This window comes from Nocardia violaceofusca NBRC 14427 (assembly GCF_963869435.1).
In the GTDB taxonomy this organism is placed as follows: domain Bacteria; phylum Actinomycetota; class Actinomycetes; order Mycobacteriales; family Mycobacteriaceae; genus Nocardia; species Nocardia aobensis.
This window is the reverse complement of the sequence record NZ_CAWMPM010000048.1, coordinates 24,266-46,480: the sequence shown is the minus strand read 5'-3', so window position 1 is coordinate 46,480 and position 22,215 is coordinate 24,266. Positions and strand designations below refer to the sequence as shown.

Genomic DNA, 22,215 nt, shown 5'->3' with positions numbered 1-22,215 from the left:
GCGGGTCGGGTCGGGTCTAGGTGGACGCGGGGCCCGCGGGTGGAGCTGGCCGGTTCGGGGTGGGGAGGCAGGTGCAGTAGGAGAGGGCGGATTGGCAGCCGAAGCACCAGCCGCAGTCGCGGCAGTAGCGGCTGGTGCGTTCGAGATCACGGTCCAGGCAGTAGCCGCACACCGTCGTGCACCGGGCTGGCCACCGCAGTTCGGGCGGCAGGTAGGAGCGGTTGGAATACCAGATCCCGCCGACCCACTGACCCGCTCGTTCACCGAACACGTAGGCGGTGTGGGAGTACGCGCGGTCGACGGTCAAGATCACCAGTTTGCTCGACCCCAACCAGCCGGCCAGTCCGCGCGCTCCGGCGGCGGTGTCGATCGGCCCGAAAGGTTGAGTGGGCAGGTAGTCCTCTGCCGCGATCCGGGTATCCGAGCGCCGGTCGTAGGCGCGCGGATGCACCCGTTTGGGTAGAGTTCCGTTGTGCGCCAACACTGTTCGACGGTCGCCCCCGAGGCGGAAGGGATGGCAGTTGGAGAGTTCGATCGCGCCGCGGGTGGCGTAGCGGGAGTGGAACAACGCAGGCCCGTCGGGGTGTTCGGCGCGGGTGCGGGCGAAGGTGGCGATGACGGTGGGGGCGTTCATGCCGTGTCCGGTGATGATGCGGCCGCCGGCGACGATGGCGAAGCCGTGACCGTCCGGGTTCGCCTCGGCCCCGAACCGCAGCGCGCTTGTGTCGATCGCGGCGCCGGCGGGGTAGTAGGTCAGCAGGCACATTGCAGGTTCTCCATCTCCGTGGCCAGCGGCTGGTAGTCGGGGCGTGTGGTGACCCACGTGGCGAAGCGGGCCCAGTCCCAGGCGCCGGCGCGGATGTCGGCGACCCGCAGGCTGCGGGTGTAGTCGATGGAGGCGGCGGTGAACGCGAGCGCGGCCTGCACCTGCTGCACCTCCAGCGAGCTGGCGAACACCCGCACCTCCAAGGTGTTGCGCGGCAGGGGGTTGATCGCCTGGTACCGCTCCAACCCGAGCGCGTGCTGCGGACCTTTTGCGGTGTGCCGGGCGCGGGCGCGGGCGGCGCTGTCGAACTGGGCGTAATGCGTGCGCCGACGCGCCAGGCGGGTGACGGCATCCTCGTTGCGGTACAACAGTTTCAGCCACCGATATACATGCGCCGGGTTGTCGAACCCCGCCCGGCTCGCGTGTACGTGCAAGCCCACCGACGCGTCGGCCTCACACCCGAGCCGGTGCAGCTGTTCGAGCAGCGGCCACGGAAACTCGTCGATCGCATACCGATAGGACATGGGATGCGACACGAGTTCGAACCCGGACGGCCTGATGGACGAATCGCGTTTCAGGTACCCGAGGCCGCCGAGCTGGTCGGTGGCGAGACCGGCGCAGGTGTCGAAACGGTGTTCCGGAACGATGATTTCCAGTTCCAGCCCGAGGTAGAGGGGGCCGGTGCCGTGAAAGCGGGGGTCGGGCCGGTAGGTGTAGTTCCACACCTTCCCCCGCTGGGCGCAGCCCTCGCATCCGTGTCCGGGTTGGACGAGGGTGCCGCATTCCGGGCAGGCGTGGAAGCGGCTGGCGCAGCGGGGGCAGGCGCGGTGCCCGCCGGAGATGTAGCGGCTGTCGGCACTGAACCGCCCACAGCTGAAACACGCGGCGAACAACGCGCCTGCGCACCGCGCGCACACCGGGTGATCGGTGTCGGTACGCAAGTGCGGGCCGGTCAACCCCCGGCACGACACACACCCCGACCACCCGGACAAGCAGTGAGCACACAACTCGGATTCCTCAGCGGTGCGAGTCAAACGCAGTGACGGGGTCCGGCAGTAATCGCAGCGGGGCAGTTGCTGCCAACATGACTCACAGATAGCGGCATTCGCGATGCACAGCTCCGTTCCGGGTACCGCGCCGTCACATACCGCGCACGGCGGTCCGAGGATCGGATCGGTCATGAACGCACACACCCTCCACAACAGAAAAGAGCGCCGGCCGACAGAGGAGTCGACCGGCGCGGGACACGGACAGGAACAGGGGCAAGCAAGAACAATCGGCGAGCAGTCGATAGGGACTGCGGCCTTCGTTCAGGCGGCCAAGCTGGGTCGTGCGTACTCGCAGTCGTTGGCGGGTTGGCCGTGGTGGCGGCCCGGACAGTCGATAGACCGCAGGACGCGGTCGGTCACGGACAGGCGGGTGCGTGTCTCGGCTTCCAGATCGTCGATGCGCGACTTCGCGATGGCTTCGTAGTGTTCGTGTGAACTGGGTCCACATGCGTATGTAGAGGCCGAATGCGGCGGTGTTGAGCGGGGCTTTCTGGCTGGCGTGCATGACCGCGAGCGCGACCTCGGCTGCGGTCCCCGGCACCGGAGTCAGGCCCGCGGCGACGCGGTCGGGTGGTTCGCGGCAGTGCGACCGGAACACGAATTCCTGACGCATCCGCTCATGGGTCGGCATCAACAATGCGAACGAGTGGTAGAGGGTGTTGCGGTGGCGGGGTGGTGTCGTTGCGCGCGGGCGATTTCGTCTTCGGCCCAGTCGATCTGCTCGAATACCGGCTCGAGATCGGACAGACACCGAGACACCACCGACGCGACGTCAGCGACCTCGTCGAGCTGGCTTTCGGTCACAGGGACTCCTTTCGACAGCAGGGGCAGCGCAGAAGACAGAGACGAGGGGCAACGCGAGCTGACGGCTGACGTCGCCTCCGACCGCGTTGCTGCGGACGCGGCGGCGCCGGATGGCCGGGGTTGGGCGTATCGTTGAGGTGCGAGGCGCGGGTTGATCTCACCCAGAATTTGGGAGATCCCGAGATGAACGACCCCCGTACAAGCAGAAGCGCACGCGGGCAGGAAGCTGGGGAACTTGCTGCGCGGCTACATCATTCGCGGCAAGTGATGGATCGGCGCCGCGCGGTAGAACGTCAACGCGAACAGAATGTCAGCGACGCCGTGCGAGAGTATTGGTCAGCGTGGCAAGCGATTTCAACGATTGAACAACGCCGCGACCGCCGCATCCGAGCGTTGCATGACAAGATCGGTCACCTCGAACAGGCCGCCGCAACCGAAATCGCCGTGCACCACACCAGGCAGACTTCGGCCGTGGCGCGCATGAACGAGCACGGCTGCAGCACCGACGACATCGCCGAACTACTCGAAATTAGCGTCAAGAACGCGCGGCAACTACTTGCCGCCGGGCGGGCAGAGCCTGAGCCAGGCGTGCAGACGGCACACCCTGAGAGCGAGCCACCGCTCAACGAGCCGCAGCGGTCCGTGGAATCGGCAGAACAATCACCCTAACTGGGAACCTGGGAATGCCCTGCCGCCGGGATCGCCGACCAAACGGTGCGCAAGCGAGCCACGCCGGGCCTGCGGCAGTGAAGTCCTAAGAGCGTTGTTTACGGGCGATCACGCGTCGTTGAGGTAGCCCCCGGCGTTCCAGACGATCCCCTGGAAACCGCCTGGGGAAACCGGATGTCGCACCGGGATTCCAGCGGCGGGCGCGAAGGGCCAAAAGCACATGCCACATCGATGGCAGTACACCCCTGCGCGCCACACCGCATAAGCCGCAGGCGCGCCGCGGCGAATCCGGGCCGACCGTCGCAGTCTCCGGAACGCGAACCACAAAATCAGCAACGACGGCAGCGCGAGGAAAAGCGCAAAACCAAAAGCCCCAATCAAAATCGAAGCAGTCGAGACGTCCGGATGTGGACGGCTAATCAGCACGCCCGCAGCGGCGAAATACACGACCGCAGGCAAGCTCAGCACCACTGCGAGGGTTGTGAGGCGACCAGCACCCCGGAAGCCAGGCTCGGGCGCGAGTGATTGGGCCAGATAACTGGATTGCGTTCGCTCAACGAGCGAGGAGCCTATGACCGGCACCAGACCCGACGAACTCACACCGACACCGGAATGGTAGTCGGTTCCATGGACTGTCGAGGTCTCCGAAGCGCGGATCGCGTGAACGCTCTGCACGCAGTCGTCGTAGCCGCAAGAGGGACAAGAGATATCGACGCTCATGAGGTTTCGATCCCCTCCGACCGCCGCTGCGCCGGGAAGATCGCAGGTGCGCAACAACGTCTCTGCTTGTAGCCGGTGGCGAGGTGATAGCGTCCATCGAACACCCTCACCGAGAGCGTGTCGATAGGTAACGCGCACAGTTGTGTCATGCATGGGGCATGTACCTCCTCACCTGTGACAGGAATGTGGCACACGTCACGTAAACCGCGGTAGAAGGTGCCTTCTCGTCATCTGAACGACCCCCGCACATCCGAATCGCGTCCGGGTGTGTTCACCGACTACCTTGGCCGTCCCCGGAACTCATCCCAGTCGGCAGGCTGTACACCGCTGGGCGACCTGTGTCGGTAAGCGTGGCGTGGGGTCGGAAACCGCTGTGACGGAATGTTGTTGGTGGTGCGGCGGCGAGGATGTTCAGCCTGCGCAATCGCGGCAGGTGTGTGGCTCGGCCGCGCGGCGCCTACTGATACGAGGCGTGAAACGGGTGTCTAACAGCGTATTCGGCAAAAAGGTCGCGAAAGATGGAATCTGCGCATCCGGGCTCACTACTGGTTGAGAATGCTTCGCTCGGTGACGGGCAATTGTGCGGTACGAATAACAACTGCGTCTGGCGGCTGCCCGGAAGACCTGTCGAGTGTATGGTGGCCACTGCGAGGAACTGAACGGTCTCATGACATGTCGGGAGGCATGTTGTGTCCGCTCCCTGTCCATGCAGCGGGAAATTTGCACCCGCGCCGTCAACTCTGGGCTCAGAACATCCACGCCTTTGTGCTTGTCCGCCTGGCTGGTGGTTTCGCCGACACACTCGCATCTTTGCGCGACCCGAGCTCTCTACGCGCCTGGAGCGCGGGTTATCGACTTGGACTTCGGGGCTAGAGGTGATTCGCCGATGACAGCAGGCGACGTGTGGCTCACGACAGAAGAAGTGGCCGCGCGCTTGAAGATCCCGAAAAAGACTCTCGCCGTTTGGGCGTCGCTGGACCGCGGGCCTCGTTACGTACGGATGGGGAAGTATCGCCGTTACCGGCTTGCGGATCTCACCGCTTGGGAGCAAGAGCAACTGGGCGGCATTTCGTAAACAGGTGACGGCAGCTCCGTCACCCCAGTACAACAGCTATTTGTTGGCAAACATTCTGATCTTGAATTTGTACTTCGCTTCATATTGCCTTGTGCTGCCACGGTGGCAAGGCAATCTGCCAAGAACGGAAAGGGAAGACGATGGCGCACATCCAAAGACGCGTCTGGGGGCGAACTGTCAGCTATGTGGTTCGCTGGGTTGATCCTGACGGAAACGAGAAGTCGGAGTCCTTCGCCAAACGTGGCCGGTACGACCTACCCGGCACAGCCGAGCACTACAAGCATCAGTTGGAAACGCGGATGGCTCGGGGCATGTACGTGGATCCGGACCTGGCGAAGGTGCCTTTGCGGGTCGAGGTCGAGAAGTGGGTTCGGCGGGCGCGAACGGAAACGACGCGCTACCAGCGGCGGTACTTCGCCAACAATCTCGGTGACTTGGCCTCGATGGCGATCGGTGCAATCCGGCCCTCCGATATCCGAGACTGGCTGGACCATCTTCGCTTGGGCCGGCCTTGGTGTCAGGGGCGAGGATTGGGGGAGAACTCGGTCGCGTTGCAGTTTCAGTTCCTGTTCACGGTGTTGAACATCGCGACGGAAGACGGTGTGCTGGTGGCGAATCCGTGCCGCAAAGTGGAGAGGCCGAGCCGTCCGGAAGCCGAGAAGTCGCCTGGGGAACTGCTGACAGTCGAGCAGATCCGGTCGATGATTCGCCGTGCGAACAGGCAGACCGGATGCATGGTGCTGCTGACCGCGCAGACCGGCCTCCGTCCGAGCGAGGTTGCGGGACTGAGGGTCTGTGACATCGACTTTCTGCGAAGGAGGATCTTCGTGGTGCAGCAGGCGAACCACTTTCGCGGCCAGCCTCCCACGGCCCGATTGAAGACACCGCGGAGCAAGCGCACCGTGCCACTGCCGGAGGAAGCGCATCGCGAACTGAGCGCCTTCCTCGCTACGGTTGATCGGCGGCGGAACGATTTGCTGTTCTACACCAAGGCGGGCCGCCCGTGGTCTGCCGACGGGATGGGGCAACGGTTCCGTGAGATCGGTATAAAGGCCGGCGTGCCGCGAGGGTTCACCTGGCACGACTTGCGACACTTTTACGCCTCTGCGCTGATCGCCAAGGGCGCGTCGGTCAAGACGGTGCAGGCGAGGCTGGGCCACGCGAGCGCGAACGTGACCCTGCAGGTCTACACGCATCTGTGGCCCGACCACGACTCTCACACCGTTTCCGCCATCGATGACATCTTCGGCTCTAACGCCTACAACCCCCGGGGGGTACCCCAAGATTTCGACGACGATTTCGACGAGGGACGGGAGGAAGACGGGAGCGCTACCGCATCCTGACCCCGTAAACCGCCTCTCACCAGGCGTTCTACAAGCTACGCCCGATAATCAGTTTCATAATTTCGTTCGTCCCCCCGTAGATCTTCTGAATCCGAGCATCCGTGAACACCCGCGAGATCGGATATTCCGCCATATACCCGTACCCGCCGAACAGTTGCAGGCATTCGTCGGCGACGCGGCACTGCTGTTCGGTCAGCCACCATTTCGCCTTGGCGGCGGTGGGGATGTCGAGTTCGGCGCGGAGGTGTTTGGCGACGCAGTCGTCGAGGAAGGCCCAGGCGACCGAGGCGATGGTGTCGCATTCGGCGAGGGTGAACTGGGTGTTCTGGAAGTTGAAGATGGGTTTGCCGAAGGCCTGTCGTTCCTTGGTGTAGGCGACGGTCATTTCGACGGTCTTCTCGATCGCCGCTGCTGCGGCGACGGCCAGGATGAGACGTTCCTGGGGGAGTTGCTGCATGAGCTGAATGAAGCCGGTGCCTTCGGAGGCGCCGAGGAGGTTGGTCTTCGGGACGCGCACGCCGTCGAAGAACAGTTCGCAGGTGTCCTGGCCATGCTGGCCGACCTTCTCCAGGTTGCGGCCGCGCCGGAAGCCGTCGCGGTCGGTTTCGACAGCGATCAGCGAAACCGATTCCGCGCCTTTGCCTTCGGAGGTCTTGGCGGCGACGATCACCAGGTCGGCGAGCAGGCCGTTGGAGATGAAGGTCTTGGCGCCGTCGATGACGTAGTGGTCACCGTCGGCGACGGCCCTGGTGCGGATGCCCTGCAGGTCGGAGCCGGTGCCCGGTTCGGTCATGGCGATGGCGGCGACGATCTCGCCGGAGGCCATCTTCGGCAGCCACGCCTGTTTCTGTTCCTCGGTGCCGTAGGCGTTGATGTAGTGCGCGACGATCGTGGAGTGCACCGGGTTGCCGAGGCTGGGCGCCATCGCGCGGGTCTGCTCGATCGCGATCACGGCTTCGTGGGCGAAGGTGCCGCCGCCACCGCCGTACTCCTCGGGGATGGAGATGCACAGCAGGCCCAATTCGCCTGCGCGATTCCAGATTTCGCGGTCGACGTGGTGCTGGCGACCCCAGCGATCCTCGTTCGGTGCGCATTCCTTCTCGAAGAATCGGCGCGCCAAATCGGTGAGCGCGTCGAGATCTTCGTCCATCCACGGGGACCGATGCACCGGCACGGGGGAACTCCTCTGGTCGAATACAGTGTTCGTTCGCCAAGGTAGGAGCGCGTCGCGCGGCAGCCAATGACCGCAGCGCTCGATCTTGTGACCGGATCGCTCAGGGTGCGGCGCGGTAGGAGCCGGGGGAGCTGCCGGTCCAGCGTCGGAACGCGCGGGAGAAGGCGCTGGGTTCGGAGAAGCCGAGCCGGCGCGATACCGCCGTCACCGTCTCGCCGCGCACCAGGGCCGCGATCGCGGCGTCGCGCAGGATCTGTTCGCGGATGCGACTGGGTGAGGTGTGTTCGTCGCTCAGTTTGCGGCGCAGTGTCGCGGGACTGACGGCCAGTTCGGCGGCGATCTGCTCGACGCCGGGCCAGTGCCGTGGTCCGCCGCGTTCCAGGATCCGGCGTACCTGCGCCGCGGTGGACACCGAGTCGTCCCCGCGGCCGATCACGGCCTCGGGTGCGTTGCGCAGGAAGCGCAGCAGATCGTCCTCGTCGCGTACGAGCGGCGCCGTGAGGAAGGCGGCATCGAAGATCAGGGCCGGATCAGGTGCCGAAAAGCGTACCGGCGCACCGAAGATCAGGTCGTAGTCGTCGAGATCGTTGGGCGGATAGGGGACTTCGACGCGCAGCAGTCGCAGCGAGCCGCCGACCGACCAGTCCAGGAAGCGGTAGACGACCATCAGCATGGTGTCGATGATCAGGCCGTGCGGATGGCGGATATCGCTGAGGTCGAACGCGATTCGCGCTTCGCCGGCGTCGGTGCTCAATCGCAGCGGCGGGAAGCCGGGCAGGGCCTTCTGGAACATCCGGAACCGGTGCAGCGCGGCGGCGATATCGCGGGAACCGAGCAGGGCGAAGCACACCAGACGGAAGGTGCCGCGCGGCATCGGATGGCCGCCCAGTCCGAGTAGTTCGTCGTCGGTGCTGCGCCACAGTTGCTGCACCAGGTGCACGGCTTGTCCGACGGTGACGCGGGCGCGTCCTTGATCCAGCAGTTGCGGCGCGATCCCGGCTTCGGCGAGCAGTTCCCCGGTGTCCCAGCCGCGCCGGCGCGCGAGGTCGACGATCGCGTGCACCCGCCCGATGGGCAGGGTGAAGGCGGTTGACGGCGCGGGCACGCAGCGACGCTATCAACGCCGCGTTCCGATGGTGGTGACCGCCTCGGCGGCCGGATACGCCGGGTTCGTCGGTGGGCGCGACTACCATCGATCTTCCCGCCGTGGCGCGGGCGTTCCGGTGTCGGAAGGAGTGCGATGAATCCTGCGACGATGGCCTCCTGGCAGGTGGTGCGGCCAGGCCCGATCGACGAATCCCCGCCGGTCCGCACCCGGATCCCGATTCCGGAGCCGGCCGCGGGCGAGGTGCTGGTGCGGGTGCTGGCCTGCGGGGTGTGCCGCACCGATCTGCATGTCGCGGAGGGGGATCTGACGGTGCATCGGCAGCGGGTGGTGCTCGGCCACGAGGTCGTCGGGGAAGTGGTCGCGGTGGGTGAGGGAGCGACGGCCGTCGCGCCCGGTGACCGGATCGGTATCGCGTGGTTGCGCAGCACGTGCGGGGTGTGTGCGTACTGCCGTCGCGGCGCGGAGAATCTGTGCCCCAATTCGCAGTACACCGGATGGGACGCCGACGGTGGTTATGCCGAATATGCCACGGCGCCTGTCGATTACGTGTATCCGCTGCCTTCCGGGTACGCCGATGCGGAGTTGGCGCCCTTGCTGTGCGCGGGCATCATCGGCTATCGGGCGCTGCGGCGGGCGTCGTTGCCGAAAGGGGGACGGCTCGGCATCTACGGCTTCGGCGGGAGCGCGCATCTGGCCGCTCAGGTCGCTCTGGCTCAGGGCGCCGAGGTGCACGTGATGACCCGTGACGCGGCCGCGCGGGAGCTGGCCCTGGGGCTGGGCGCGGCGTCGGCGCAGGGTGCGGCCGATCCGCCACCGGTGCCGCTGGATTCGGCCATCCTGTTCGCGCCGGTCGGTGATCTCGTGCTGCCCGCGCTGGAGGGGCTGGATCGCGGCGGGGTGCTGTCGATCGCAGGCATCCACCTCACCGACATTCCGGCGCTGAACTATCAGCGCCATCTGTTCCAGGAGCGCGAGATCCGTTCGGTCACCGCCAATACCCGCGCGGACGGACGCGAATTCCTGGAGTTCTGCGCCCAGCACCGGATGCAGGTTCGCATCAACCCCTATCCGCTCGAATCCGCCGACCGCGCGCTGGCCGACCTCGCACACGGCCGGTTCGCCGGGGCGGCTGTGCTGCTGCCCGGAGCCCGCTGACGGCCCCGGGGGCCGCACGGCACCCGGTACCATCGAATTGGAACGTGTTCTAATTCATGACCGGGCCGGCGATGCGGGAGGATGCGATGGCGGCAGAGCGGCAGACGGCGGGCAATGGTCGCGGGGCGGCCGGCGGGCGATTCGGCACCCGCGTATCGCGCACGAACTCGGTGCCGGCGGGCCGGATGGTGGATCTGCCCGGGCGCGGGCGGACCTATCTGGTCGATATTCCCGGGCCCGAGGGCGCGCCAACGGTGATCCTGTTGCACGGCCTGGTGACCACCGCGATGCTGAACTGGTTCCCGGCTCTGGCGGAGTTGTCCGAACACTATCGGGTGGTGCTGTTCGACCAGCGCTGGCACGGGCACGGAATCCGTTCGCCGCGTTTCGATCTGAACGATCTCGCCGACGACGTCGTCGCGGTGGCGGAGCTGACCGGCGTGGAGCGGCCGATCCTGGCGGGGTACTCCATGGGCGGTATCGTCGCCCAATCGGTGGCGCACCGGCGGCCGGACCTCGTCGGCGGCCTGGTGCTGTGCGCGACGACCTACCGGTTCCGGGAGAAATGGCGTGAGCGGCTGTTCCACGGCGGTATGGCGCTGGTGGCCGGGGTGATGACCGAGACGGCCGGGCGCCGAGTGGCGGAGGCGGCGAACAGGCTGCCGCATATGCCCGAAATATCCTGGGAGACAGGGCGAATGGATCGGTGGGCGCTGGCCGAGCTGCGCACCACCAGCGGGTGGGCGATGACTCAGGCGATCGCCGAACTGGGGCGCTTCGATTCCTCGCCGTGGCTGTCGAGCCTGGATGTGCCCACGGGCGTGGTGATCACGACACACGACCACGCGCTGCCGGTCTACCGGCAGCTGGAAATGGCGAAAATGATTGCCGGAGCGGAGATTTTCCTCGTCCCGGCCGGACATGCGGCCTGTGTACTCGAGGCGGACGCCTTTGTCCCTGTACTCCTCGAGGCCTGCGCGGCGGTGGCCGCTCGGCGGGCGAGCTGACGCGCTCAGCGCTGGGCGTTTGCCGCCTTCAGGAGCGCTGAGATGCTGTCGTGGACGGCGTCGGCCATCCGGTCCGGATCGGGGACCAGTTCACGGCAGGCGATGAAGCCGAAATCGAGGTCGCCGTTGGCCGACAGCACCGTGACGTTGAGGCCCGCGCCGTGGAACACCGGGCCGAACGGGAACAGTGAGTCGATGCGGTGGCCGAGGAAGTACAGCGGCTGCTGGGGTCCGGGCACATTGGAGATCACCAGGTTGTGCACCACCGGATGGCGTTCGGCGAGTTTGAACGACGAATAGGCGCGCACCGCGATCCGGAAGGTGTTCGGCGGGGCGTATTCGGCCCAATCCTGCAGGAAGTCCGCACCCAGGACTTCGTGTTCCTCCTTCGCGCCGACGTTGCCCTCCGCGATGAGCCGCAGTCGTTCCACCGGATCCTCGACGTCGGTGTAGAGCTGAGCGAACAGGGTCGACACCTTGTTGACGCCGCGTTCGTGCCGTGAGGTCTCGTGGGTGGAAACGGGTACCGAGGCGATCAGCGAGGTCTCCGGCAGTTCGTCGTGTTCGCTCAGATATTGCCGAAGCGCCCCCGCGATGACGGTCAGGACCACGTCGTTGATCTTCACATCGAACGCCGCCCGGATCTCCTTGATGTCGGCGAGCGGGGCGGTGGTGAAGGCGACGCTGCGATGGCGTGTGATGGTTCGGTTGAACGGCGTGCGGGGCGCGGTGAACGGCAAGGCCATGCCCTGTTTGTCGGCACGCCGGCGCTGCACCATCCCGCCCAGCTTGCCCAGTGTCTTCGGCACCATGCCGACCACGCCGAGTTTCGCCGGCATCCGCACCAGCCCCTCGGCGGCGAGGGCGAGATCGTTGGGCTCGCCGGACTCCGTGTGGTTCTCGGTCGGCGGATCGGGGTAGCGCACACCCGGTTCGGCGTCGCACAGATACGCCATCATGTTGGCGCCGGTGACGCCGTCGACGGCGGCGTGATGGTATTTCGAGACCACGGCGACCTTGCCGTCGGCCAGGCCCTCGATCACCCACATCTCCCACAGCGGCCGGTCGCGGTCCATCGGTTGCGCGGCGATGTCGCCGACGAGTTCGGCCAATTCCTTCGGCCCGCCGGGGGAGGGCAGCCCGAGGCGGCGGACGTGCCGGTCGAGGTCGAAGCCGGTATCGGTGACCCAGACCGGGTGGTCGAGGTCGAACGGGACCCGATGGACGCGGCGGCGCATGGAGGGGATCAGGTGCAGGCGGCGCCCCAGTTCCTCCTTCAGCGCGGTGAATTCGTAGTTCGTCCCGTCGGCGGGCGGGTCGAGAATCAGCAGCGCGCACACGTGCAGCAGTTGGGTGTCGGTCTCCAGGTACAGAAAGCTGGCATCCAGCCCGGTCAATCGCTCCATACCTCTAGACTATTAGAACACGTTCTAGTTTTGGCCGAAACGGCCGGGGAGTTCGGTCACATTCCGGTGGGTTTCGTGCCAGCGATCAGTTGCGAGACGGTCACGAAACCGTAACCGCGCGAACGGAGTTCCGCGACGATGCGCGGAATCGCCGCCGCGGCGGCCGGTTGGTACATCGCATGCAACAAGATGATCGATCCCGGCCGGGCGCGGTTCACCGTGTCCGAGACTATGGCATCGGTGCTCGCGCCACCGGTGGAATCGGATTCGACATCCCACATCACGGTGGTGCGATCGTGGTGGGACAGATACCAGGGCAGCGCGACCAGCTTCTTGCCGTACGGCGGGCGGAAGGTCACCGGCCCGTGGTATCCGGTGCGCTCGATTTCGGCATCGGTGCGCTCGACCTCGCCGCGGACCGTCGCGGGAGTGACGAATACGAGCCGTCGATGGGTGTAGCTGTGATTACCGAGCTCGTGCCCGGCCGCCGCGATCTGCGCACCGTAGTCGCGATGGGCGGCCAGGTCACGGCCGACGAGATAGAAGGTGGCCGGAATGTGTTCGGCGGCAAGTGTTTCCAGGATCGCCGGGGTGCGGTCGGTGGGGCCGTCGTCGATGGTCAGCGCGACGACCTTTCCGGCAGTGTCGACGCGGTGGACCACGCGACCGGCGACCTGGAAGGTCCGCGAATTCATCAGGACGTAGGTGCCGGCCGACAGCACCGCCGCGAGGACGACGACGAGCGCGCCGCCGAGCAGAAGCCTGCGTTTCACCGGCGAAACCTACCACCGGACACCGGGTCCGGTGGTAGGTGCGGATTCACCAGTGCAGGCCGGGCAGCCGGTTGATGATCCGAGCCGCGGGGGTGGGCAAGCCCATCAGTGGCTGCACCACCGGTGCGAGCGCCAGCAGGGGGCTGCGGCCGCCGGTCTCGGTCGTATCGCTCGATGCGGTGCGGCCGTGCCGGGCCGCCGCGGATTCGCCGGTCCGCCGGAAGCCCTGGTGCAGAATGGCTTTCTTCACCGAGGGCATCACCGTGTCGATGACCTGGGCGAAGGTGCCGATCGGTGTGTCGATGCGCGCGGGGCGCTCCTCGAGGGCGCGCACCACGATCGCCGCCGCCTGTTCGGGGCTGTGCACCGGCAGTGATCGGTACATCTCGGTCGGTGCGATCATCGGGGTGCGCACCAGCGGCATCCGCACCGAGGTGAAGGTGATGCCGGCGTCGGCGTTCTCGACCGCCGCGATCTCGCTGAAGGTGTCCAGCGCCGATTTGCTCGCCACGTAGGCGGCGAAACGCGGCTGTTTGGTCTGCACCGCGATCGAGGAGATGTTGACGACGTGGCCGAAGCGGCGTTCCCGCATGGCCGGCAGCAGGGCCAGGATCAGCCGCACCGCGCCGAAGTAGTTGACGGCCATCGTCCGCTCGAAATCGTGCATGCGATCGGTGGAGTTCAGCACGGAGCGACGGATGGAACGTCCGGCGTTGTTCACCACGTAGTCGACGTGGTGATGGTCGGCGAGCACCTGCTTGACCAGCAGCTCGACCGCCTTCTCGTCGGTGATGTCGCACGAATAGCTGTAGGCGTCGCCGCCCTGTTCGCGCACCTGGGCCGCCGCCGCCTCGAGTTCGTCGATCCCGCGCGCCACCATCAGCACCGTCGCACCGCGGCGCGCCACCGCATGCGCGGTCGCCAGGCCGATACCGGAGGAGGCGCCGGTGATGAGCACGATCCGGCCGCGCAGCCGGTCGCCGCCGCCGTGCCGGCGTGCCCGGTCGGGATCCAGATGTGCGCGCCAGTACCGCCACAGATTTTCGGCGTAGGTGTCGAAGGCGGGGACCTCGAGGTCGATGCGGCGCAGCAGCGCCCGGGTGGAATCGGAGACGAATTCCGACGCGAACGACGTGTGCGGGGCGACCTCGGCGGGAATACCGAACTGGCTCAACAGGAAATCACGCGCCGCGGTGACACCGGGCAGGCGGTTCAGCGTCGCCAGTGCGGTGTGACTGCCCGGAACCGGGCCCACGCCACCGGATGCGCCGGCGGCTCGCGAGAGCGCGCTGTAGATCTCGGTGAACGGCTGCGGACGCGGATTGACCAGGTGGAAGGTGCGCTTGTTCAGACCCGGTCGGCCGATCAGTTCGACCATCGCCTGGGCGACGTAGTCGACCGGGACGATATTGGTCGCGCCCAGATCCGGCAGCGGCAGCGGCAGCCCGCCCGGCAGTGCGGCCAGCCGCGCGATGGCGGGGAAGAAGTAGTACGGACCGTCGATCTTGTCCATCTCACCGGTGCGCGAATCGCCGACGACGATCGCCGGGCGATACACCCGCCAGCGCAGTCCCGTGCTCTCGCGCACCAATCGCTCGGCAGCGAATTTCGTTCGGTGATAAGGAGATTCGAGGTTCTGGCCGAGATCGAAATCGTCTTCGAAGAATTTTCCGCGATGGTCACCGGCCACCGCCACCGACGAGACGTGGTGCAGCATCGCACCCAGTTCGGTGGCGAGCGCGATCACCGCGCGGGTGCCGTTCACGTTCGCCGCGTAGGCGGATTCCTCATCGGCGGTCATGTCGTAGACCGCGCCCAGATGTACCACGTGCTGCGCGGCCGGCGGTTCGTCCACCAGCCCCAAACCCTGGGCCGTCAGGTCTCCGACCAGCGGAAACACTCGGTCCGTGGCATTCCATCGGGTCGCGAGCTCGGCCAGTTTGGCCGCCGAGGCCTCACGCACGAGCACGTGCACCACGGCGTCGGTATCGGCGGAGAGGAGTCCTTCCACCACGCGCCGTCCCAGAAAACCCGTCCCACCGGTCACGATATAGGTAGCCATTACCCCTCCTTGCATGTCGAACATGTTGTCGCACAACGTTGTTCGTCCGACATGCGTCGGTGGATGCGGACTGAACGAAGCGGCCTCTATCAGAATCGAGGGCGCTGTAGGAACCCCTGCGTGCCTAACTGGTGAGTAACTTTAGCTGGCGGCGACTTGTGCCCGCAACCAAACGGCGCCCCCTGCGGTGTGGGACTGGTCACCACGTGGGAGCGCCGATCGGTATGTGTAACAACGATTTTGATGTAACTCAGAGACGCATCTGGCTATTGACTAGCAACCTTCCGGTCGGCTGTCCAAGAACGCCGGAGGAGGGTTCAGCCCTCGCGGCGGACCGGGAATTCGCTTGCCAGATCGGCGAATACGGCAGTATTCAGATCGAAGGCGCGCCGGCACTCGCCGAGCACCCGCTGCTTCTCCAGATCGTCAACGGCCAGTTCGTCGAGCAGGGTGCGGTAGCCGCGCTTGAAGGCGGCCGGATTCGCGATCTGATCGAAGACGTAGAAGCGCACACCGTCGCCCCGCTTGGGCAGCTGCCACAGCTTCGCCGCGGTGCCGCGAATGACCTGACCGCCCGACAGATCGCCCAGATAGCGGGTGTAGTGGTGGGCCACGTACCCCGCGGGCCAGTGCAGCGCACACTCGGTGATCCGGGCGGCGTACTCGGCGGTGGCGGGCAGGGCGGTGATGTCGTCGCGCCACTGTGGCCCGCCCAGATGTGCGAGATCGTCCTCGAGATGGGCCAGGCGCGCGAGTTCGGGCCGGATGAACGGACCGGCGACCGGATCGTCGGCGAGCACGTCCCAATGCGCCTCGAGTGCCTGATAGATGTGCCAGAGCTGGCCGGTATAGCGATAGAACGCGCTGACGTCCAATGCGCCGCCCAGCATGTCGCTCATGAAGGTGGAATTCTCGGCGCGCTCGTGCTGTTCGGCGGTGGCGGAGCGGATCTGCGCGGAGAACGGCACGGGCTGCTCGGTAGAGGTGGCGTCCGGCATGATCGGAGATTTCCTCGCTTCGTAGGACGACAAGTCTTCGTAGGACGACAAGTATGGATAACCTAACTTCGCCTCCGACGATACCGGCCCGAGAGCGCGCCGGAATCAAACTTTCGGACGAGAAACCCACGCGCGGCCGTGCAGGCGGCGACCAGCGGCTGCCGGTGAACTGCCGTTTCGTCGCCAGCGGCGGACGGGTGAACAAATCGTGCAAACCTCATCGTCTTTGCGAGTTTTCCGCCATTTTCGCGGAGGTTTGCACGAAAAGTTCAGCACGACCGCCTCCGGCCGTGTCCGTGTCGATCGGCGCACCGTCCCGGCGGTGGACACGGATCGTTCGTGAGTGCGGTCTTCCCGCTCGAGCAGGGCGCCCATGCGATTCCGGCGGCAGAACCCTTGCGGATCAATCGCTTTGGGGCGGGCGATCGTATTTCTCGATCGTGGCTTTCGACGTCGATCGGTCCTGCAGGACCAGCTCCCACGGCCCCACGTTCACGTCGAAGTTCTTGCCGAAGCCCACCCACTTGCCCGCCAACCGGGTGGCGGTGAGCTCCGACAGCAGCTGGATCGCCCCGAAATAACGTGCCCCTTTGTAGTAGCCGCTGGGGGCCGTGGTTTCCGACCAGGTGCCCGTCGCGATATGCCCGTCGAGGGTGAGGTCGAGTTCGAGTGTGCCCGCCGCCGACTTCGGCAGGCTGCGGACGGTGAGCCTCTGTTCGTGCTGGAGCACGACCACGTAATGCGACGACGTGAAGGTCTGTTCGCGGCCGGAGGAGTAGAACTCATAGCGGGACAACCAGATTCCGGAGTACGTGCCGGCATTGGGCTGCGGTGCGGCCTGGCCGGGATGGCGCTCCCGGGGGACGTCGCCGATGGCCGAGTGGACTTCATGGCCGGCCGTGTCGTCGCCGGACAGGCTGCGTCCGGCCATCACCGCGCCGAATCCGAGGCTTTCGATGGGCAGGCGCATCACCTGTTCCAAGGCCCGCGCATGTGACGGGCGGGGATGGGCGGTCGCGCCGGATTCCCATCGCTGGACGAGTCGTTTCGTCGCGCTGACGCATCCGGCCTCGCGCAACATGCGGGCGAGATCGTCCTGGCTCAGTAGCCGTGCCGTGCGGGCGGCGCGCAAGGCGACGTTCGGCGTTCCCATGCGCCCACCGTAAAGCAAATGACGCCTGAATGTCGCCCCATTTGTGTACCGATTGACGCCGCTTTCGTCGTCGCCCGAAGGCGGCGGTCCGCGCGAATCTGGACGCGGCCGCGGTGGCGAGGGCTTCGGTTTCTGGCGCTGCGGCATTCCGAACCGGACAGCGAGGGGTGTGTGCGATGTGGATGTTGTTCCTGCTCACCGTGGGATTGCTCGTGTTGACTGTCGCGCTGGTACGAGTTCCGCTGCGTGGCGAGGTGCGTCGCCGGGATCGGCGGTCGTGAGAGATGGACTCCCGGTCGCGCTGGGGTGGGTGCATCCGGAGTCGCCGTGTCTCGACTGGGATATCGCTCAGGTGCGGCGGCTGGCGGAGCGGCTGGCTATCGGCTGGTGTGGGTGCCGGAGGCGAGTCGGATACCGCTCGCCGATCAGGTCCGCGCGGCCGGTGCCGAAGTCGTAATCGCACCGTCGGCAGAGCATTTCGACTTCCTTGCGCTGAATTCGGTGATGGCGGTCGCCGACGTCGAGACCGTGAACCCGCGACTCTCGTTCTCGCGATGGGCTACCGGATGGCAACCCGGCCGGGAGCCGAAGTAGGGGCGGGGTGACGATAGGAGTTGCGGCGCGTTCCGTCGGCGCGGGTCCGGTGTGGCGGAACCGGTGATTTCCGGGCGTCCGCCCGCCGCGGGCGAAGAGAACTATTCGGGCGAAAGCGGCGAGTTCGGACAAGCTCGGACAAGTCGGGCGCAGGGTGGCGCGTCCGAGAGGCCTTGTGTTACAACGGTTTTACGCATCGTTCACTAAGCTAACTAAATTTTGGAGAGGCGGCGGAATGTGCGGAATCGCGGGCTGGGTGGCGTTCTCGGACGACCTCACCCGGCAGCAGGGGGTTATCGATGCGATGACCGAAACCATGGCCTGTCGCGGGCCGGACGGGCGAGGCACCTTCGTTCGTGAACACGCGGCACTGGGGCACCGGCGACTGGCCATCATCGACCTGCCCGGCGGCGCGCAGCCGATGACCGTGCCGACCCCGGCGGGCGACGTCGGCATGGTGTACTCGGGTGAGGCCTACAACTTCCGGGAATTGCGCGACGAACTGCGTGCTCTCGGGCACGCCTTCGACACCGACAGCGACACCGAAGTGGTGCTGCACGGCTACCTGCAGTGGGGTGAGTCGGTCGTCGACCATCTCAACGGCATGTACGCCTTCGCGATCTGGGACGAGCGCCATCAGAAGCTGGTCATGGTGCGCGATCGGATGGGGATCAAACCGTTTTACTACTACCCGACTCCCGACGGCGTGCTGTTCGGCTCCGAGCCCAAGGCCATCCTCGCCAACCCGCTCGCGGCCAAGGCGGTCGACCTCGACGGCCTGCGCGAGCTGTTCGCCATGACCAAACAGCCCGGCTGGTCGCTGTGGAAGGGTATGGCGGAGGTGCTGCCCGGCACGCTGGTCACGGTGGACCGCAACGGAATTCGCACTCGTACCTACTGGCGGCTGCATGCCGTCGAGCACACCGACAGCCAGGAGCGGACCGTCGCACGGGTGCGTGAATTGCTGACCGATATCGTCGATCGCCAGCTGATCTCCGATGTGCCACGCTGTGTGCTGCTGTCGGGCGGGCTGGACTCGAGCGCGATCACCGGACTGGCCGCGGCACGGCTCGCCCGCGACGGCGAGCAGTTGCGCACCTTCTCGGTGGATTTCGCCAACCAGGAGCAGAACTTCGTTCCCGACGAGATGCGCGACACCCCGGATTCACCATTCGTGCGGGAGGTGGCGGCGCTGGTGCGCTCGGCCCATCGCGACGTGATGCTGAATCCGGCCGATCTGGCCGATCCGGCGGCGCGGCGCGCGGTGGTCACCGCCCGCGACATCCCGGTCGGTTTCGGCGATATGGACACCTCGCTCTATCTGCTGTTCGCGGCCATCCGGCAGCAGTCGACCGTGGCACTGTCGGGGGAGTCGGCCGATGAGGTGTTCGGCGGGTATCGCTGGTTCCACGACGAGGTGGCGCTGAAGGCGGACAACTTTCCGTGGCTCGCGTTCAACAGCGCCCTGACCGGCGACGCACGCTGGCAGATCCTGAACCCGGCCCTGCGTGAACGGCTGCGGCTCGAGGAGTTCGTCGCCGACCAGTACAGCGCCGCGGTGGCCGAAGTCGAGCACCTCGACGGCGAATCCGAGGTCGAACACCGGATGCGGACCGTCTGCCACCTGCACCTGACCCGATTCGTGCGCACGTTGCTCGACCGCAAGGACCGCGCGTCGATGGCGGTCGGCCTCGAAGTGCGGGTCCCGTTCTGCGACCACCGCCTGGTCGAATACGTCTACAACACCCCGTGGTCGCTGAAGACCTTCGATGGCCGGGAGAAGAGCCTGCTGCGGCATGCGGCCGAGCATGTGCTGCCGGAATCGGTCGTGCAGCGGGTCAAGAGCCCGTACCCGTCGACGCAGGATCCGGGCTACGCGGCGGTGCTGCAGCAGCAGGCGAAACACGTTCTCGCCGAGAGTGATCCACGGCTGTTCGAGCTCATCGACCGGCAGTGGCTGCAGCGGGCGGTCGCCCTCGACCCGGCGGGCCTCGACAGCGCCGTGCGCGCCGGATTGGACCGCATCATCGATCTGCACACCTGGCTGGAGCTGTATTCTCCGCAACTGCGGCTGGATTGAGCGCTCCCTCGGGCCGGCTCCGACCACGCGTCGAGGCCGGCCCGGACGCTGTCCGCGCTGTTCAGAGGTGGTGCCGGAGATTTGCTGGGGTACCGGAACAAGCTCGTGAACATTATTTACTAATAGGTGTTCACAAAACGGGTGTGGTGTGGTTCACTCCTAGGAACGTGTTCCAAAGGAGGTACCGTGTCCGCGCCGTCTCTGCCGTCCATCAGTCACGATTTCGATTTCACCGACCCCGATCTGCTCTCGCAGCGCCTGCCCGTGGCCGAATGGGCCGAACTGCGCCGCACCGCCCCGGTGTGGTGGGTCGACCAGCCCAACGGAGTGAGTGGCTTCGACGACGGCGGCTACTGGGTGGTGAGCCGGCTCGACGACATCAAGGAGATCTCGAAGAATTCCGAGGTCTTCTCCACGCAGGAGAACACCGCGGTGATCCGCTTCAACGGCGAGATCACCCGCGAGGAGATCGAGATCCAGCGGGCCATGCTGGTCAACACCGATCCGCCGGCGCACGACAAGCTGCGCCGCATCATCTCGCGCGGCTTCACCCCGCGTGCGGTGGAGAGCCTGCGGGCCGCGCTGCGCGAGCGCGCCGAGCGGATCGTGCACGAGGCGAAGAAGACCGGCGGCGGCGACTTCGTCCAGCAGGTGGCCTGTGAGCTGCCGCTCCAGGCGATCGCCGAACTGCTCGGGGTGCCGCAGGAGGATCGCGGCAAGCTGTTCGAGTGGTCCAACCAGATGATGGGCTACGACGACCCCGAGTACGCCGACAGCTACAAGATGGCCAACGCCCAGGTCATGGGCTACGCGTGGAACCTCGCCGAGGAAAAGCGCAAATGCCCGGCCGACGACATCGTCTCCCAGCTGCTCAACGCCGACATCGAGGGCGAGGCGCTGGGCTCGGAGGAGTTCGCGTGGTTTGTCATCCTGCTGGCCGTGGCCGGTAACGAGACCACCCGCAACGCCACGACCCACGGCATGAAGGCGTTCGTGGACAATCCGGCGCAGTGGGAGCTCTACAAGGCCGAGCGGCCGCGCACCGCGCCCGACGAGATCGTACGCTGGGCGACCCCGGTCATCGCGTTCCAGCGAACCGCGTTGTCGGACACCGAAATCGGCGGCCAGCCGATCAAGAAGGGCCAGCGGGTCGGCCTGTTCTACTCCTCGGCGAACTTCGACGAGGAACGTTTCGACAAGCCGTTCGAATTCGATATCATGCGAAACCCGAACCCGCACGTGGGTTTCGGCGGCACCGGCACCCACTACTGCGTCGGCGCCAACCTGGCCCGGCTGCAGCTGGATCTGATCTTCAACGCCATCGCCGACGTGATGCCCAACCTGCGTGAGGTGTCCGAGCCGGCCCGGCTACGCTCGGGCTGGTTGAACGGAATCAAGAGCTGGCAGGTCGCCTACGAGTGAGCGCCGCGGCCGCCGGGGCAGCGCCCTCGGCGTTCCCGGTCTCCGGCGGCCCAGGACACAGTGTGCGCACCGGCCTCGACGTACCCGTGACGTCGGGGCCGGTGCGCATGCGACGAAGGACGACGCATGACAGCCGCACGACGGGGCCGGATGCCCGCGGTCAGCGACGCCGATATCCGGCGCGTGGCCCGCACGCTCCTGGTGGAGCAGGGACCCGAGGCGGTGACCCTGCGCGCCATCGCGCGTGAGCTGGGTATCACCGCACCCGCGTTGTATCGGTACTACGCCTCCCGCGACGATCTGGTGGGTGCGCTGCGCAGCGATATCTGCGCCGACCTGGCCCAGGAGCTCGCCGAACAGGTGGCTGAGCTGCCCGAGGACGGCATGGTCCAGCTGTTCGCCATCTGCAAGGGTTTCCGGCAGTGGGCTTTGGCCCATGCCCACGAGTTCACGCTCGTGTTCGCCTCGCCGGCCGGTGGTTCGGCCAGCGCCATGCGGCAATTCGACGAACCGTTCGGCCGCATCTTCCTGGAGGCCGCGGGCCGGCTGCTGACCACCTACGACATCGTCACCCCGCCGACCGACGTGATTCCGCACGCGCTGCGCGAAGACCTCGTCGGATTCCAGACCGAACTGCTCGCCGTGCTCGCCGAATCGGGGCAGAAGTTCCCGGCCGAGAAGCTGGACCTGGGCGTCACCTATCTGATGATCCAGTTCTGGGCGCGGCTGTACGGTCACGTCACGCTCGAAGTGTTCGGTAACTACCCGATGCCGGTGGGTAATCCGGACGCCCTGTTCGATGCGACGCTGGCGGATCTGGCCCGCTCCATCGGATTCGCGGCCTGAGGAATCTCGGG

The 22,215-nt window shown here is 66.3% G+C and carries 19 protein-coding genes; 8 read left to right on the top strand and 11 right to left on the bottom strand.

Annotated elements, in window-relative coordinates; all coding sequences use genetic code 11:
• Positions 1-16: 16 nt before the first annotated feature.
• The 3 genes from AC5592_RS32450 to AC5592_RS32440 form a co-directional block, all read right to left on the bottom strand.
• A complete protein-coding gene (locus AC5592_RS32450; protein WP_063066371.1) occupies positions 17-766 on the bottom strand; it encodes a class II glutamine amidotransferase in 750 nt (249 codons plus the stop codon).
• Entirely contained in the window at positions 754-1,722 is a 969-nt protein-coding gene (locus tag AC5592_RS32445; protein WP_232329653.1) for a hypothetical protein, read from the bottom strand. Before AC5592_RS32445 ends, AC5592_RS32450 begins: the two co-directional genes overlap by 13 nt.
• Positions 1,723-2,445: 723 nt before the next feature.
• Positions 2,446-2,619 (bottom strand): hypothetical protein, encoded by a 174-nt coding sequence (locus AC5592_RS32440; protein ID WP_157122370.1) that lies wholly within the window; start codon positions 2,617-2,619, stop codon positions 2,446-2,448.
• A 264-nt stretch (positions 2,620-2,883) separates the two neighbouring features.
• On the opposite strand from AC5592_RS32440, the gene AC5592_RS32435 reads away from it, so the two are divergent.
• Positions 2,884-3,288 carry a hypothetical protein gene (locus AC5592_RS32435; protein WP_157122368.1) on the top strand — a complete coding sequence of 135 codons (405 nt, stop codon included), beginning with the start codon at positions 2,884-2,886 and terminating at the stop codon, positions 3,286-3,288.
• 108 nt (positions 3,289-3,396) lie between these two features.
• Here AC5592_RS32435 and AC5592_RS32430 read toward each other — a convergent pair whose 3' ends face one another.
• Positions 3,397-4,008 (bottom strand): hypothetical protein, encoded by a 612-nt coding sequence (locus tag AC5592_RS32430; RefSeq protein WP_157122366.1) that lies wholly within the window; start codon positions 4,006-4,008, stop codon positions 3,397-3,399.
• An 886-nt stretch (positions 4,009-4,894) separates the two neighbouring features.
• Here AC5592_RS32430 and AC5592_RS32425 point away from each other — a divergent pair.
• Together AC5592_RS32425 and AC5592_RS32420 are read left to right on the top strand one after the other, a co-directional pair.
• Entirely contained in the window at positions 4,895-5,083 is a 189-nt protein-coding gene (locus tag AC5592_RS32425) for a helix-turn-helix transcriptional regulator (RefSeq protein WP_063066369.1), read from the top strand.
• 140 nt (positions 5,084-5,223) lie between these two features.
• The gene (locus AC5592_RS32420; RefSeq protein ID WP_063066368.1) at positions 5,224-6,426 is read left to right on the top strand and encodes a tyrosine-type recombinase/integrase; all 1,203 of its coding nucleotides are present in this window, start codon (positions 5,224-5,226) and stop codon (positions 6,424-6,426) included.
• A 28-nt stretch (positions 6,427-6,454) separates the two neighbouring features.
• Here the strand turns inward: AC5592_RS32420 and AC5592_RS32415 are convergent, their stop codons facing one another.
• The gene (locus tag AC5592_RS32415) at positions 6,455-7,576 is read right to left on the bottom strand and encodes an acyl-CoA dehydrogenase family protein (protein ID WP_036502137.1); all 1,122 of its coding nucleotides are present in this window, start codon (positions 7,574-7,576) and stop codon (positions 6,455-6,457) included.
• Between the two features lie 124 nt (positions 7,577-7,700).
• Positions 7,701-8,705, bottom strand: a complete 1,005-nt coding sequence (locus AC5592_RS32410) for an AraC family transcriptional regulator (RefSeq protein ID WP_063066367.1) — start codon at positions 8,703-8,705, stop codon at positions 7,701-7,703.
• 150 nt (positions 8,706-8,855) lie between these two features.
• Between AC5592_RS32410 and AC5592_RS32405 the strand changes: the two genes are divergently transcribed.
• Positions 8,856-9,863 (top strand): zinc-binding alcohol dehydrogenase family protein, encoded by a 1,008-nt coding sequence (locus AC5592_RS32405; RefSeq protein ID WP_063066366.1) that lies wholly within the window; start codon positions 8,856-8,858, stop codon positions 9,861-9,863.
• Between the two features lie 86 nt (positions 9,864-9,949).
• A complete protein-coding gene (locus tag AC5592_RS32400) occupies positions 9,950-10,870 on the top strand; it encodes an alpha/beta fold hydrolase (RefSeq protein WP_084507543.1) in 921 nt (306 codons plus the stop codon).
• A gap of 5 nt (positions 10,871-10,875) precedes the next feature.
• Here AC5592_RS32400 and AC5592_RS32395 read toward each other — a convergent pair whose 3' ends face one another.
• The 5 genes from AC5592_RS32395 to AC5592_RS32375 form a co-directional block, all read right to left on the bottom strand.
• On the bottom strand, positions 10,876-12,276 hold the full coding sequence (locus tag AC5592_RS32395; protein WP_063066365.1) for a WS/DGAT/MGAT family O-acyltransferase: 1,401 nt from the start codon (positions 12,274-12,276) through the stop codon (positions 10,876-10,878).
• A 56-nt stretch (positions 12,277-12,332) separates the two neighbouring features.
• Positions 12,333-13,049: a polysaccharide deacetylase family protein gene (locus tag AC5592_RS32390; RefSeq protein ID WP_063066364.1), complete on the bottom strand. Its 717-nt coding sequence runs from the start codon at positions 13,047-13,049 to the stop codon at positions 12,333-12,335.
• Positions 13,050-13,095: 46 nt separating this feature from the next.
• Positions 13,096-15,111, bottom strand: coding sequence for an SDR family oxidoreductase (locus AC5592_RS32385; RefSeq protein ID WP_063066363.1), 2,016 nt, complete (start codon positions 15,109-15,111; stop codon positions 13,096-13,098).
• A gap of 317 nt (positions 15,112-15,428) precedes the next feature.
• Positions 15,429-16,109 carry a biliverdin-producing heme oxygenase gene (locus AC5592_RS32380; RefSeq protein ID WP_051024555.1) on the bottom strand — a complete coding sequence of 227 codons (681 nt, stop codon included), beginning with the start codon at positions 16,107-16,109 and terminating at the stop codon, positions 15,429-15,431.
• A 403-nt stretch (positions 16,110-16,512) separates the two neighbouring features.
• A complete protein-coding gene (locus AC5592_RS32375) occupies positions 16,513-17,262 on the bottom strand; it encodes a helix-turn-helix domain-containing protein (protein WP_036500931.1) in 750 nt (249 codons plus the stop codon).
• A gap of 829 nt (positions 17,263-18,091) precedes the next feature.
• Here AC5592_RS32375 and asnB point away from each other — a divergent pair.
• The 3 genes from asnB to AC5592_RS32360 all read left to right on the top strand — a co-directional run bounded on the left by asnB (position 18,092) and on the right by AC5592_RS32360 (position 22,204).
• Entirely contained in the window at positions 18,092-19,936 is a 1,845-nt protein-coding gene (gene asnB, locus AC5592_RS32370; RefSeq protein WP_063066362.1) for an asparagine synthase (glutamine-hydrolyzing), read from the top strand.
• 186 nt (positions 19,937-20,122) lie between these two features.
• On the top strand, positions 20,123-21,358 hold the full coding sequence (locus AC5592_RS32365; RefSeq protein WP_063066361.1) for a cytochrome P450: 1,236 nt from the start codon (positions 20,123-20,125) through the stop codon (positions 21,356-21,358).
• Between the two features lie 126 nt (positions 21,359-21,484).
• Positions 21,485-22,204, top strand: coding sequence for a TetR/AcrR family transcriptional regulator (locus AC5592_RS32360; RefSeq protein WP_063013819.1), 720 nt, complete (start codon positions 21,485-21,487; stop codon positions 22,202-22,204).
• The last annotated feature ends 11 nt before the right edge of the window (positions 22,205-22,215 follow it).